Raw genomic sequence first — 13,197 nt, forward strand, 5'->3', positions numbered from 1 at the left:
ACCGAGGGACTAATGGGACTCACCATCGGCGTCGACATCGGCGGCACGAAGATCGCGGCCGGCGTGGTCGACGAAGAGGGCACCATCCTTGAGACGTACAAGGTGCCCACCCCGCCGACCCCGGACGGCGTGACGGAAGCGATCTGCACCGCGGTGTCCGAAGTAAGCAGCAACCACACCATCGACGCCGTGGGCATCGGCGCCGCCGGGTACGTGGACGACAAGCGCGCCACCGTGCTCTTCGCCCCCAACATCAACTGGCGGCACGAGCCGCTGAAGGACAAGGTCGAGCAGCGCATCGGCCTCCCCGTCGTCGTCGAGAACGACGCGAACTGCGCGGCCTGGGGCGAGTACCGCTTCGGCGCCGGCCAGGGCCACGACGACGTCATCTGCATCACGCTCGGCACCGGCCTCGGCGGCGGCATCATCATCGGCAACAAGCTGCGGCGCGGGCGCTTCGGCGTCGCCGCCGAGTTCGGGCACATCCGGGTCGTCCCGGACGGCCTGCTGTGCGGGTGCGGAAGCCAGGGCTGCTGGGAGCAGTACGCCTCCGGACGCGCGCTGGTCCGGTACGCGAAGCAGCGCGCCAAGGCGACGCCCGAGAACGCGACGATCCTGCTCGGGCTCGGCGACGGCACCCCCGAAGGCATCGAGGGCAAGCACGTCAGCCAGGCGGCCCGGCAGGGCTGCCCGGTGGCCGTCGACTCCTTCCGCGAGCTGGCCCGCTGGGCCGGGGCCGGGCTGGCCGACCTGGCGTCGCTGTTCGACCCGTCGGCGTTCATCGTCGGCGGCGGGGTCTCCGACGAGGGCGACCTCGTCCTCGACCCGATCCGCAAGTCCTTCAAGCGCTGGCTGATCGGCGGCGCGTGGCGTCCGCACGCGCAGGTGCTGGCCGCACAGCTCGGCGGCAAGGCCGGACTGGTCGGCGCGGCCGACCTGGCCCGCCAGGGCTGACCGCGATCGACGTCCGCTGCCCGCCGCGCCCCCTGGGGGAGCGGCGGGCAGCTGCGTAGGGTGGGCGGTATGGAGCTGCCTTCGCTGTCGGCCTCGTTGCCGAAGTCCCTTACGGAGCCCGACGGTTCCGCCGTGATCCGGGTACTCAGCTACAACGTCCGCTCGCTGCGCGACGACGAGGAAGCGCTGGTCCGGGTGATCCGGGCGTGTGAGCCGGACCTGGTGTCCGTGCAGGAGGCGCCGCTGTTCTTCCGGTGGCGCAAGCACGCGGCGCGGCTGGCCGCGAAGTGCGACCTGGTGGTGCTGAGCGGGGGCGGCAGCGCCGCCGGGCCGCTGCTGCTGTGCTCGCTGCGGGCCTTCGTGGAGCGGACCGAGGACGTCCTGCTGCCGTTGACGCCGGGGCTGCACCGGCGGGGCTTCGCGACGGCGGTCGTACGGTTCGGGCCGGCGGTACGGGTGGGGGTGGTGAGCGCGCACCTGTCGCTGGACGCGCGGGAGCGGGCGGCGCAGGCGGAGCTGCTGCTGGAACGGGTGCGGTCGCTGGACACCCCGTACGCGATCGCGGCGGGCGATGTGAACGAGACCCCGGACGGGCCGGCGTTCCGACGGCTGGCGTCGGCGATGCAGGACGGCTGGGCGGTGGCGCCGTGGGGCGGGGAGCACACGTTCTCCCGGTCCGGGGCGCCGCGGCGCATCGACGCGGTGTTCGCGTCGCCGGGGGCGGAGGTCCTGGGCTGCGGCGTCCCGCTCGACCTCCCGGGCGTCACGCGGCCCGACCTCCACGCGGCGACGGACCACTACCCGGTCCTGGCGGCCCTCCGCCTGCCCGCCTGCTGACGCGCGGCTCGGCGCCGGCGCGCCTTCCTTTCTTGACGCGCCGCTCGCGCGGCTCGGCGCCGGCGCGCCTTCCCGGCTTCGCGCCGCTGCGGCGAACTCCGTCCGCCGGGGGCGGGGCCCGTCCACCCTGTGCGGCACCGCCGCGCAAGCGTGCCCCGGCTCCGCCGGGCTTCCTGGGGCTCCGCCCCAGACCCCGCGCCTCAAACGCCGGCGAGGCTGGGTTTTGCCCGGGTCTCTGACGTCGGCGAGGCCGGATTTGCCCACGCCTCAAACGCCGGCGAGGCTGGGTTTTGCCCGGGTCTCTGACGTCGGCGAGGCCGGATTTGCCCGCGCCTTGAACGCGGCGAGGCTGGGTTTGCCGGCGCCTCGGAGGCGAGGCCCTGGCACCCGCGGCCACGGCGCCGCACCACCCAGCCCCGCCGGCGTTTGAGGCGCGGGGCACGGGGCGGAGTCCCGAAAGCCCGGCGGGGCTGGGGTTTGCCCCAGGGCGCCGCGTACATTCAGCCTCGCCAGCGAACTCCGTCCGCCGGGGTACCCGGCACCCGCGGCCACGGCGCCGCACCACCCAGCCCCGCCGGCGTCTGAGGCGCGGGGCACGGGGCGGAGTCCCGGGAGGCCCGGCGGGGGCGGGGCGCGCTTGCGCTGTGGTGCCGCACACGGATGCGGCGCGGCTCCGGCGGGCGGAGTTCGCCGCAGCCGTGCGAGAGGTCACACCACCGCGCCGCGGCCCGGGTCGTCCTCGTCGTCGTCATCGTGGGCCATGCGCGCCACCAGCGTCGCGAACCCGCCCAGGAAGCCGCCGATGCCGAGCGTCGTCAGCCACCACGTCATCTCCCACTGCAGCAGCACTGCCAGCAGCAGCAGGACCGGGCCGCCCACCACCGCCAGCCAGGCGAACTTCGCCGTGGTGTCGGCCGGCGGGAGCTCCGGCTCCGGCGGGACGAAGTGGCCCTCGCCGTCCCCGTCCTCCGGCTCCGCCGGGGCGTGGTCGCCCGGGCCCGGGGCCGGGGTCAGGGACACGCCCGGGGCGAAGACCACCGAGCCGCCCAGCGGCTTCTCCGGCTTGGGCTCCGGCTGGACGTCTTCCTCCGGCAGCATCAGGTTCTCGATGGACCGGAACGGTCTGGACCCCGGCGGGTCCGGCGGTTCCTGCCCGTACCCGGCGACGATCGCCGCCCACGCCGCCTCCTCGTCCAACGGGGGCACACCCCCGGACGACTCCTCGTGCTCAGCCACCGCTGGCCGCCCCCTCCCGCCCGACGCTCTTCGCGAGCCGCCCGACGAACGCATAGCTGTCCGCGAAGATCCGCTCCGCGTCATGGTCCAACGTCGCCACGTGGTAGCTCTGTTCCAGCAGGGTCTCCGTCACGTCCGTGGACGAGATGCGGGCCAGGATGCGCGCCGAGTCCACGGGCGGTACGACATGGTCCTGCGGGCTGTGCAGCAGCAGCACCGGCTGGGTCACCTGCGGCAGGTCGGCGTCGACCAGCCGGAAGAACCGGCGCAGCGAGTGCGCGGCCCGCGTCGGCACCCGGTCGTACCCGATCTCCGCCGACCCCGGCTTCGCGATGTCGCTCGCGATACCGGGCGTCGAGCGGATGAAGTGCTGGGCCACGGGAAGGGCGAAGGCCAGTGGGTCGTGCACCTTGTTGGCGGGGTTGACCAGCACGAGCCCGCTGATCGACTCCCCGTGCTTCGCCGCCAGCCGCAGGCTCAGCGCCCCGCCCATCGACAGCCCGAACACGAACACCTGCTCGCACCGGTCCAGCAGCTCCCGCAGCGCCCGGTCGACCTCCGCGTACCAGTCCTGCCAGCCCGTGAGCTGCATGTCCTGCCAGCGCGTCCCGTGCCCGGGCAGCAGGGGCAGCGACACCGTCAGCCCCCGCTCGGCCAGGTACTCGGCCCAGGGGCGGAGCGACTGCGGGGAACCGGTGAAGCCGTGGCAGAGGAGCACGCCGACCGGCCCGCCCTCGTGGCGGAACGGCTCTGCTCCAAGGAGGACGGGCACCAGGGACTCCTTCGAAAGGGCGGGGGGTACGTAGCGCTGTGTGACTTCACCGTACGCGACCGCGGTGACACCGACCAGGGTCGTCGGGCCGCTCCTGCGGCGGCCAGGGGATAAGGTCTGTTCGACGAACACAGGAAGGCTTTCGAGTTGATCTACGGCGCAATGAAGTTCTCCATCGGCGGATCACTGAAGCTCGCCTTCAGGCCGTGGGTGGAGGGCCTCGAGAACATTCCCGCCGAGGGGCCGGCGATCCTCGCGAGCAACCACCTGTCCTTCTCCGACTCCTTCTTCCTGCCGGCCGTGCTGGACCGGAAGGTGACCTTCATCGCGAAGGCGGAGTACTTCACCTCCCCGGGAGTCAAGGGCAAGCTGACGGCCGCCTTCTTCAAGGGCGTCGGCCAGCTCCCGGTGGACCGTTCCGGCGCGCGCGGGGCCGGCGAGGCCGCCATCAAGAGCGGCATCGACGTCATCGAGCGCGGAGAGCTGTTCGGTATCTACCCCGAGGGCACGCGTTCACCCGACGGCCGCCTCTACCGCGGCAAGCCCGGCGGGCTGGCCCGGGTCGCCCTCGCCACCGGGGCCCCCGTGATCCCGGTCGCCATGATCGACACCGAGAAGATCCAGCCGCCCGGCAAGGTGGTGCCCAAGCTGATGCGCCCGGGCATCCGGATCGGCAAGCCGCTCGACTTCAGCCGCTACCGCGGCATGGAGAGCGACCGTTTCATCCTCCGCTCGGTGACCGACGAGGTCATGTACGAGATCATGAAGCTTTCCGGCCAGGAGTACGTGGACATCTACGCGACGGCCGCCAAGCGGCAGATCGCCGACGCGGAGAAGGCCGCCAAGGCGGTCAAGGAGTAGGAACGGGCGGGGGCCCCGGCGCCCGCGCGCGGGGGTGGGGGAGATGGCGAAACGCGAGCGCGTCGTACGCATGTCGGTCGAGCAGCCGCTGTGGCGCGCCCTGACGGTGTACCGGCTCCTCACCATGGTCTACGCGGTGCTGCTGTTCGCCTCCGCCTACCAGGAGTTCGAGCGGCCCGCGGTCGCCGTGGGCTACCTCGTCGTGCTCGCCGGCTGGACCCTGGCCACCTACCGCAGCGTCGCGAGCGCCGCCCGGGCCACCAAGCGGTTCCTCGGCGCCGACCTGGCCGTCGCGCTCACCGGCATCCTGCTCACCCCGCTCGCCGACACCCACGAGCGGATCGGCGCCGGGGGCCCCACCCTCCCCAGCATCTGGACGGCCGGCTCGGTCCTCGCCTTCGCCCTCAAGGGCGGCTGGCGCTGGGCCGGTTTCGCCTCCACGCCCGTGGCCGTCGCCAACATCGTCGTCCACGGCGGTGACCCGACCCGCGACACCCTGCACAACGTGCTGCTGGTCTGGGTCGCGTCCATCGCCATCGGCTACGTCGTCGAGGTCGCCCGTGCCAGCGAGGCCACCCTCGCCCGGGCGCTGGAGATCGAGGCCGCGACCCGCGAACGCGAACGCCTCGCCCGCGACATCCACGACGGGGTCCTCCAGGTGCTCGCCATGGTCCAGCGGCGCGGCTGCGAACTGGGCGGCGAGGCGGCGGATCTCGGCAGGATGGCCGGGGAGCAGGAGGTGGCGCTGCGCACCCTGGTCTCCAGCGGGCTCGTGCCCGCATCCCGGGTCTCCCGGGACCAGTCGCTGGGTGCGCTCGTGGACGCGTACGAGGTGGAGGAGCCGGGCGCCGACGAGGGCGGGCTGGACCTGCGGACCCTGCTCGCCCCGCACGCGGGCTCCCGGGTGAGCTTCGCCGAGCCGGGCGGCCCCGTGCCGCTGCCGGCCCCCGCCGCCCGCGAGCTGGCGGCGGCCGTCGGAGCCGCCCTCGACAACGTGCGCAAGCACGCGGGGGAAGGCGCCCGCGCCTGGATCCTGGTCGAGGACTGGGGCGACGAGGTGATCGTCACCGTCCGCGACGACGGCCCCGGCATCCCGGCCGGCCGGCTCGTCCAGGCGGAGGGCGAGGGCCGGATGGGCGTGGCGCTGTCGATCAGGGGCCGGCTGCGGGACCTCGGCGGCACCGCCGAGTTGGTGTCCGTCCCCGGACAGGGCACCGAAGTGGAACTGAAAGTACCCAGGGGGAGAACCCGATGAAGCAGGCCGACGAGTCCTACGAGCCCGACCAGTCCGATGGATCCGCCGGGTCCGGAGCGCTCGGCGCGATCAAGGTGATGGTCGTCGACGACCACCCGATGTGGCGGGACGCGGTCGCCCGTGACCTGGCCGCCGCCGGCTTCGCCGTCGTCGCCACCGCCGGGGACGGCCCCGAGGCGGTCCGCCGGGCCGTCCCGGCCGCCCCGCACGTCCTGGTCCTCGACCTCAACCTGCCGGGCATGCCCGGGGTGCAGGTCTGCAAGGAGCTGGTCGGCGCCGACCCGGCGCTGCGCGTCCTCGTCCTGTCCGCCAGCGGCGAGCACGCCGACGTCCTGGAAGCCGTCAAGTCCGGTGCGACGGGCTACCTGTTGAAGTCCGCCGGCGCCCAGGAGCTGATCGACGCGGTCCGCCGCACCGCGGCCGGTGACCCGGTCTTCACCCCGGGCCTCGCGGGCCTGGTCCTCGGCGAGTACCGGCGCCTGGCCGCCGACCCGGCACCGGTCGCCGCCGACGAGCCGAAGGCCCCGCAGCTCACGGAGCGCGAGACCGAGGTGCTGCGGCTGGTGGCCAAGGGGCTGTCGTACAAGCAGATCGCGGAGCGGCTGGTCATCTCCCACCGCACGGTCCAGAACCACGTGCAGAACACCCTGGGCAAGCTCCAGTTGCACAACCGGGTCGAGCTCGTCCGGTACGCCATAGAGCGGGGTCTGGACGACGCGTAACCACGGTCGTACGTCGTACCTACGTCCTCGTACGAGTGAACGGGAGTACGCAACGCTCCGTGATTCCAACGGAATTGTCCTTCCCGGCCCCCTCGGTGTGACCTGAGTCACCACTAGCGTGACCGTCATGCGGGCCCCGCGCCCCCAGCGGGCCCTGTGGCGAAGGGAGATTCCATGAAGGTCGGAGTGCTGACGGGCGGCGGCGACTGCCCGGGGCTCAACGCGGTCATCCGGGGCGTCGTGCGCAAGGGCGTCCAGGAGTACGGTTACCGGTTCGTCGGCTTCAAGGACGGCTGGCGCGGGCCGGTCGAAGGGGACACCGTCCCCCTCGACATCGCCGCGGTACGGGGGATCCTGCCGCGCGGCGGGACCATCCTCGGCTCCTCGCGCACCAACCCGTTCAAGCAGGAGAACGGGGTCCGGCGGATCAAGGAGAACCTCGCCAAGTACGAGGTCGAGGCCCTCGTCGCCATCGGCGGCGAGGACACCCTGGGCGTGGCCGCGCGGCTGTTCGAGGAGTACGGCGTGCCGTGCGTCGGCGTACCGAAGACCATCGACAACGACCTGTCGGCCACCGACTACACCTTCGGCTTCGACACGGCCGTCGGCATCGCCACCGAGGCCATCGACCGGCTGCACACCACGGCCGAGTCCCACATGCGGGTGCTGGTCGTCGAGGTGATGGGCCGGCACGCCGGCTGGATCGCCCTGCACTCGGGCCTGGCGGGCGGCGCCAACGTCATCCTCATCCCCGAGCAGCGCTTCGACATGGACAAGGTGTGCGCCTGGGTGACCTCCCGCTTCAAGTCGAGTTACGCGCCGATCGTGGTCGTCGCGGAGGGCGCCATGCCCACGGACGGCGAGATGGTCCTCAAGGACGCCACCACGGACTCCTTCGGCCACGTCCGGCTGTCGGGCGTCGGCGAGTGGCTGGCCAAGGAGATCGAGGCGCGGACCGGCAAGGAGGCCCGTACGACGGTGCTCGGACACGTCCAGCGCGGCGGCACGCCCAGTGCCTTCGACCGGTGGCTGGCCACCCGCTTCGGGCTGCACGCCGTCGACGCGGTGCGCGACGGCGACTTCGGCAAGATGGTCGCGCTCAAGGGCACCGACATCGTCCGGGTCCCGATCGTCGAAGCCACCTCGAAGCTCAAGACGGTGGACCCGGCGCTGTACGCGGAGGCGGGGGTCTTCTTCGGCTGAGCCGGAGGGCGCCCGCGGATCACGGGCCGTACGGTGACGGACGGCCCGTGATCGCAGGCTCCGGCCCGGCCGGAGCGTACGCGGCCGGGCTACGCCGGGGCGCCCGCGCGGACGGACGCCAGCAGGCCGTCCAGCAGCTCCGCGCCGCGCAGGGTCAGGACCGACTCCGGGTGGAACTGGACCCCGGCGAAGCCCGCCGCCGAACGCAGGGCGTGCACCTCACCGCTCGCCGGCTCCCGGGCGACCTCTACCCCGCGCGCCGCCAGCCGCGCCGCGTCCCGAGCCGAGCACCGCGCGGTGTACGTGTTGTAGAAGCCGACCACCTCCGGCGCGCCGAACAGGTCGATCCGCGTCTGCGCCCCCTGCGCGGGCTCCGCCTTGCGCACCAGCGGCAGCCCCAGCTCCGCGGCCAGCAGCTCGTGGCCCAGGCAGACCCCGAGCAGGCCGCCCCGGTGTCCGGCCAGCAGCTCGGCCGCCAGCGCGCGCAGCATCCGCATCTTGGGGTCGGCGGTGTCCGCCGGGTTCCCCGGCCCCGGGCCCAGTACGACCGGGCCGTCCCAGGCCAGGGCCGCCGTGCGCAGGCCCGGATGGTCGAAGCGGCGTACGGTCACCTCCAGCCCGGTCACCCCCAGGACGTGCGCCAGCATCGCGGTGAAGGTGTCCTCCCCGTCCACCACCAGCACGTGGCCCGGCCCCGCCGCGGGCCGGTCCTGCATCCGCAGCCAGAACGGGGCCAGGCCGTCCCGCCGGGCGGCGAGGGCCGCCTGCACCCGCGGGTCGCGGCCGAGTCCGGCCGCCGCCCGGACCGGGCGGGGCGCCGCCGGGCGGACGCCCAGCGCGGCCAGCACCCCGGCTGCCTTGGCGTGCGTCTCGGCCACCTCGCCCGCCGGGTCGGAGTGCCGCACCAGGGTCGCCCCGACCGGCACCCGCAGGGCCCCGTCCGGCGCGATGTCGGCGGTGCGGATCAGGATGGGGGAGTCCAGCGTCTGCGCCCCGGCGCCGTCCCGGCCCAGCAGCGCGAGGGCGCCCGCGTAGTAGCCGCGGCCGCCGCTCTCGTACCGCTCGATCACCCGGCAGGCGTTCTGCACGGGCGAGCCGGTCACCGTCGCGGCGAACATCGTCTCCCGCAGCACCTCCCGCACGTCCAGCGAGGAGCGCCCGCGCAGCTCGTACTCGGTGTGCGCGAGGTGCGCCATCTCCTTGAGCCGGGGTCCGACGACGACCCCGCCCATGTCGCCGACCGTGCACATCATCTTGAGCTCCTCGTCGACCACCATCGACAGTTCCTCGGTCTCCTTGCGGTCGCCGAGGAAGGCGAGGAGCGACTCGGCCGTGGGCCCCCCGGCCGGGTACCGGTACGTCCCGCTGATCGGGTTCATCACGACCGTCCCGCCGGACATCCGCACGTGCACCTCCGGACTGGCACCGACCAGCGTCCGCTCCCCGGTGTGGACCACGTACGTCCAGTACGCGCCCCGCTCGCCCAGCAGCAGCCGCCGGAACAGGGCGAGGGCGTCGGCGCGCCCGAAGCCGTCGATCCGGCCCTCGTAGGTGCGCCGGATGACGAAGTTCGCGCCCTCTCCGCGCCCGATCTCGTCCCGGATCACGCGCTCCACGGTGGCGGCGTACTCCTCGTCGGGGACGTCGAAGCCGCCGCCGTCCACGCGCACCGCGTGGTCCGGCAGCGCGGCCAGCGCCTCGGCGAGCGGGACCTCGTAGGCCTCCTCGGCGACCAGCACGCTCAGCGGGGTCCCGTCGTCGCGCACGTCGAAGCCGCGCTCCCGGATCTGCCGGAACGGTACGAGGGCGAGCGTCGGCAGTTCCCGTACGGGCAGGTCGGCGAGGCGCTCGGCCTCGTGGACCGGGCCGAGCAGCACCTCGACGGTGTCGTGGTCCCGGCCGGGGGTCCGGCGGCGCAGCAGCGCGAACGGCGGGCAGGACTCGTCCAGCAGGCGGCTGAGGTCCGTGGTCATGGGGTGGGCGTCCTTCCGGAGGGAGGGGCGGCCCGCGTCGGCACACGACGAAGGCCGCCCCTCGGGGCGGCCTTCGTGTCGCTCGTGTCGTCAGGTACGCGCGAGAAGTGGACCGCCGGGAGCGGGCCACCACCAGTTCTGGTTCGAGTGCGCGTACATGCCGACGAGCCTAGGGGATGGCCCGCCGGAGGCGAAGCCTCCGGACCGCGTCCCCCATATCCGGAGACACCCGTCTCACGAAGTGGGCATCGGGCTGGACGTCCCGTGTGACGACGTAATGTGTACGAGGTGACCGTGAACGCTGAAAACCACGCCCCCGCCGTCAAGGCGACCTGGCGAGACCTTCCCGCGGCGCAGCAGCCTTCGTACCCCGATGCCGAGGCACTGCGCGCTGTCGTCGCGGACCTCGAGTCGTATCCGCCCCTCGTGTTCGCGGGCGAGTGCGACCAGCTGCGCGCCCGTCTGGGAGCCGTCGCCAAGGGCGAGGCGTTCCTGCTCCAGGGCGGCGACTGTGCCGAGGCCTTCGACGCCGTATCCGCCGACCACATCCGTGCCAAGCTCAAGACGCTGCTCCAGATGAGCGCCGTCCTGACGTACGCGGCCTCCGTGCCCGTCGTCAAGGTCGGCCGCATCGCCGGCCAGTACTCCAAGCCGCGCTCGAAGGACACCGAGACCCGCGACGGCGTCACCCTGCCGACCTACCGCGGCGACTCCGTCAACGGCTTCGCCTTCACCGAAGAGGCCCGGATCCCGGACCCCGAGCGGCTCAAGCGGATGTACCACGCGTCCGCGTCGACGCTGAACCTGGTACGCGCCTTCACCACCGGCGGTTACGCGGACCTGCGCCAGGTGCACGCCTGGAACCAGGACTTCGTGAAGAACTCCCCGTCCGGGCAGCGCTACGAGCAGCTCGCGCGGGAGATCGACAACGCGCTGAACTTCATGAAGGCCTGCGGCACCGACCCGGCCGAGTTCAAGGCCGTGGAGTTCTACGCCTCCCACGAGGCGCTGCTCCTCGACTACGAGGGTGCGCTGACCCGCACCGACTCGCGGACCGGCAAGCTGTACGACACCTCCGGCCACATGGTCTGGATCGGTGAGCGCACCCGCCAGCTGGACCACGCGCACATCGAGTTCTGCTCGCAGATCGCCAACCCGATCGGCATCAAGCTCGGCCCGACCACCTCGGTGGACGAGGCGCTGACGTACATCGACCGGCTGGACCCCGAGCGCGAGCCGGGCCGGCTGACCTTCGTCGTCCGGATGGGCGCCGACAAGGTCCGCGACAAGCTGCCCGCGCTGGTCGAGAAGGTCACCGCCTCGGGCGCGACGGTCGCCTGGGTCACCGACCCGATGCACGGCAACACCTTCGAGGCGGCCTCCGGCCACAAGACGCGCCGTTTCGACGACGTGCTCGATGAGGTCAAGGGCTTCTTCGAGGTCCACAAGGCCCTGGGCACCCACCCGGGCGGCATCCACGTCGAGCTCACCGGTGACGACGTCACCGAGTGCGTGGGCGGCGGCGACGAGATCTTCGTCGGCGACCTGCACCAGCGCTACGAGACGGCTTGCGACCCGCGGCTCAACCGCAGCCAGTCCCTGGACCTGGCGTTCCTCGTCGCCGAGATGTACCGCGACCAGTAAGCGGATCATGACGGTGGGGCGCGGATCGATGTGATCCGCGCCCCACTGTCGCATCCAGGTCTTTTAGGGGACCCTAACCTTAGGTACGGTTAGGCAAGCCTCACCGAATAGGAGTGGCTCGTCCGACCTCGTCCACTCCCAGGAGGTGAACCGCGTGTACGTCTGCTCGTGCTTCGGGATCACCGACAAGCAGGTCAAGGAACACGCGGAGGCCGGGGCCTGCACCCCCCGGCAGATCGCCTCGGCCACCAAGGCCGGCACCGACTGCGGCTCCTGCGTCCGCACCATCCAGGGCCTCCTCGGCCGCGGTGCGTGCCCGCGCCGCGAGCTCCTGGAAACGGGCCGGACGGCGGCCGTGCTCGCCGCGCAGCCCGCGCCCGTCGCGCAGCCCGCGCTGGCGGACGCGGCCTGACCGCCCCGGGCCCGACTGCACGGGCCCGACTGGCCCCGGCCGGGCTCAGCTCTCCGGCTGCTCGATCTGCTGCGCGATGTACAGCGGCTCGCCGATGCTCTCGATGAGCTCCAGCTGGGTGTCGAGGTAGTCGATGTGGTGCTCCTCGTCCGCCAGGATCTCCTCGAAGAGGCGCGCGGAGGTGACGTCGCCCTTGCCGCGCATGACCTCGATGCCCCGCCGCAGGCGGTCGATCGCCTCGACCTCGACCTGCCGGTCCGCCTGGAACATCTCCGTCAGGGTCTGGCCGACGCGCACGTGGAAGAGGCGCTGGTAGTTCGGCAGGCCGTCGAGCATGAGGATGCGCTCGGTGATCTTGTCCGCGTGCTTCATCTCGTCGATGGATTCGGCACGGGTGTACTGGGCGAGCTTCGTCCAGCCCTTGTTGTCCTGGATGCGGTAGTGCAGCCAGTACTGGTTGATGGCCGTGAGCTCGCCGGTCAGTTGCTCGTTGAGGAACTCAAGGACCTCGGGGTCGCCCTGCATCGCAGAGGCTCCTTCCAGGCAATGTCAGCTAGGTGACTCAGTGCGCGCATCCTTCCACCGTCCTCCGGGGCAGTCCAGTAAGTGCCTCCTTAGTGGGAGTTGCCATGACTTGCCCGAATGGGCCCGGAGCTGGTCATGAACACCCCGCGGCGTCTGTCACCATGGAGGCATGGGTCAGCCGGAAAGCCGGGAATCTCCGGGAGCAGAGCAGTTCGAGCTCCCTCCCGGGCAGCGGTTGCAGCGGGGCTGGCCGGTCACCCACTACGGTCCGGTGCCCAAGTTCAAGCCCGACCGCTGGGAGTTCCGCGTCTTCGGGGCCACGGCCGACGGGGAGAAGCGCTGCTGGAACCACGAGGAGTTCACGGCCCTGCCGTTCGACTCCGTCGTGGCGGACCTGCACTGCGTGACGAAATTCAGCATGCCGGGGGCCGAATGGGGCGGGGTGCTCGCCCGTACCGTCCTCGCGCTGGCTCCGCCGGCGCCGGAGGTCACGCATGTGATGGTGTGGGCCGAGTACGGGTTCAGCTCGAACATGCGATTGGCCGATTTCTCCTCGGAGCGGACCGTCTTCGCCACCCACCAGGGTGGCGAACTGCTGACCGCCGAGCACGGTTTCCCGCTGCGGCTCGTGGTGCCGCACCTGTACGCCTGGAAGGGGCCCAAGTGGGTCCGGGGCGTGGAGTACATGACCGCCGACCGGCGGGGCTTCTGGGAGGAGCGGGGGTACCACAACATCGGCGACCCCTGGCGCGAGCAGCGCTACTCGTACCAGGAGGAGCCGGGCGACGGGCCCGAGATCTAGC

Annotated in this window: 13 protein-coding genes; 9 read left to right on the top strand and 4 right to left on the bottom strand. The window is 72.3% G+C overall.

The window, feature by feature from the left end:
• Positions 1 to 12 precede the first annotated feature (12 nt).
• Positions 13 to 954 (top strand): ROK family glucokinase, encoded by a 942-nt coding sequence (locus ACWGH1_RS19260; protein WP_453408844.1) that lies wholly within the window; start codon positions 13 to 15, stop codon positions 952 to 954.
• A 69-nt stretch (positions 955 to 1,023) separates the two neighbouring features.
• Complete coding sequence (locus ACWGH1_RS19265) at positions 1,024 to 1,791, top strand: endonuclease/exonuclease/phosphatase family protein (protein WP_453356591.1); 768 nt, start codon at positions 1,024 to 1,026, stop codon at positions 1,789 to 1,791.
• A 708-nt stretch (positions 1,792 to 2,499) separates the two neighbouring features.
• On the opposite strand, the gene ACWGH1_RS19270 is transcribed toward ACWGH1_RS19265, so the two are convergent.
• Together ACWGH1_RS19270 and ACWGH1_RS19275 are read right to left on the bottom strand one after the other, a co-directional pair.
• A complete protein-coding gene (locus ACWGH1_RS19270; RefSeq protein ID WP_453355689.1) occupies positions 2,500 to 3,027 on the bottom strand; it encodes a hypothetical protein in 528 nt (175 codons plus the stop codon).
• Positions 3,020 to 3,799, bottom strand: a complete 780-nt coding sequence (locus ACWGH1_RS19275; protein ID WP_453355690.1) for an alpha/beta hydrolase — start codon at positions 3,797 to 3,799, stop codon at positions 3,020 to 3,022. The genes ACWGH1_RS19270 and ACWGH1_RS19275 overlap by 8 nt, the downstream gene beginning before the upstream one ends.
• 162 nt (positions 3,800 to 3,961) lie before the next feature.
• Between ACWGH1_RS19275 and ACWGH1_RS19280 the strand changes: the two genes are divergently transcribed.
• The 4 genes from ACWGH1_RS19280 (at position 3,962) to ACWGH1_RS19295 (ending at position 7,840) form a co-directional block, all read left to right on the top strand.
• Positions 3,962 to 4,660: a lysophospholipid acyltransferase family protein gene (locus tag ACWGH1_RS19280; RefSeq protein ID WP_453355693.1), complete on the top strand. Its 699-nt coding sequence runs from the start codon at positions 3,962 to 3,964 to the stop codon at positions 4,658 to 4,660.
• 43 nt (positions 4,661 to 4,703) lie between these two features.
• A complete protein-coding gene (gene macS / locus ACWGH1_RS19285; RefSeq protein ID WP_453355691.1) occupies positions 4,704 to 5,915 on the top strand; it encodes a MacS family sensor histidine kinase in 1,212 nt (403 codons plus the stop codon).
• 77 nt (positions 5,916 to 5,992) lie between these two features.
• Entirely contained in the window at positions 5,993 to 6,637 is a 645-nt protein-coding gene (locus ACWGH1_RS19290; RefSeq protein ID WP_453408849.1) for a response regulator, read from the top strand.
• A 174-nt stretch (positions 6,638 to 6,811) separates the two neighbouring features.
• Entirely contained in the window at positions 6,812 to 7,840 is a 1,029-nt protein-coding gene (locus ACWGH1_RS19295) for a 6-phosphofructokinase (protein ID WP_453355692.1), read from the top strand.
• Between the two features lie 89 nt (positions 7,841 to 7,929).
• Here ACWGH1_RS19295 and ACWGH1_RS19300 read toward each other — a convergent pair whose 3' ends face one another.
• The gene (locus ACWGH1_RS19300; protein ID WP_453357571.1) at positions 7,930 to 9,813 is read right to left on the bottom strand and encodes an anthranilate synthase family protein; all 1,884 of its coding nucleotides are present in this window, start codon (positions 9,811 to 9,813) and stop codon (positions 7,930 to 7,932) included.
• Positions 9,814 to 10,092: 279 nt separating this feature from the next.
• On the opposite strand from ACWGH1_RS19300, the gene ACWGH1_RS19305 reads away from it, so the two are divergent.
• Both ACWGH1_RS19305 and ACWGH1_RS19310 read left to right on the top strand, forming a co-directional pair.
• Entirely contained in the window at positions 10,093 to 11,457 is a 1,365-nt protein-coding gene (locus tag ACWGH1_RS19305; RefSeq protein ID WP_453355109.1) for a class II 3-deoxy-7-phosphoheptulonate synthase, read from the top strand.
• Between the two features lie 145 nt (positions 11,458 to 11,602).
• Positions 11,603 to 11,869: a (2Fe-2S)-binding protein gene (locus ACWGH1_RS19310; RefSeq protein ID WP_453355108.1), complete on the top strand. Its 267-nt coding sequence runs from the start codon at positions 11,603 to 11,605 to the stop codon at positions 11,867 to 11,869.
• Positions 11,870 to 11,914: 45 nt separating this feature from the next.
• Here ACWGH1_RS19310 and bfr read toward each other — a convergent pair whose 3' ends face one another.
• Positions 11,915 to 12,394 (bottom strand): bacterioferritin, encoded by a 480-nt coding sequence (gene bfr, locus ACWGH1_RS19315; protein WP_453355107.1) that lies wholly within the window; start codon positions 12,392 to 12,394, stop codon positions 11,915 to 11,917.
• Positions 12,395 to 12,563: 169 nt separating this feature from the next.
• On the opposite strand from bfr, the gene ACWGH1_RS19320 reads away from it, so the two are divergent.
• Positions 12,564 to 13,196, top strand: a complete 633-nt coding sequence (locus ACWGH1_RS19320) for a sulfite oxidase-like oxidoreductase (RefSeq protein WP_453355106.1) — start codon at positions 12,564 to 12,566, stop codon at positions 13,194 to 13,196.
• Position 13,197: the final 1 nt, after the last annotated feature.

It is taken from the genome of Streptomyces sp. NPDC054883, assembly GCF_053610645.1.

Excerpts from the sequence above, each read along its gene's own strand:
- ACWGH1_RS19260 (WP_453408844.1), top strand. The coding sequence starts at position 13 with ATGGGACTCACCATCGGCGTCGACATCGGCGGCACGAAGATCGCGGCC.
- ACWGH1_RS19265 (WP_453356591.1), top strand. The coding sequence starts at position 1,024 with ATGGAGCTGCCTTCGCTGTCGGCCTCGTTGCCGAAGTCCCTTACGGAG.
- ACWGH1_RS19280 (WP_453355693.1), top strand. The coding sequence starts at position 3,962 with ATGAAGTTCTCCATCGGCGGATCACTGAAGCTCGCCTTCAGGCCGTGG.
- macS (WP_453355691.1), top strand. The coding sequence starts at position 4,704 with ATGGCGAAACGCGAGCGCGTCGTACGCATGTCGGTCGAGCAGCCGCTG.
- ACWGH1_RS19290 (WP_453408849.1), top strand. The coding sequence starts at position 5,993 with ATGGTCGTCGACGACCACCCGATGTGGCGGGACGCGGTCGCCCGTGAC.
- ACWGH1_RS19295 (WP_453355692.1), top strand. The coding sequence starts at position 6,812 with ATGAAGGTCGGAGTGCTGACGGGCGGCGGCGACTGCCCGGGGCTCAAC.
- ACWGH1_RS19300 (WP_453357571.1), bottom strand. The coding sequence starts at position 9,813 with ATGACCACGGACCTCAGCCGCCTGCTGGACGAGTCCTGCCCGCCGTTC.
- bfr (WP_453355107.1), bottom strand. The coding sequence starts at position 12,394 with ATGCAGGGCGACCCCGAGGTCCTTGAGTTCCTCAACGAGCAACTGACC.
- ACWGH1_RS19320 (WP_453355106.1), top strand. The coding sequence starts at position 12,564 with ATGGGTCAGCCGGAAAGCCGGGAATCTCCGGGAGCAGAGCAGTTCGAG.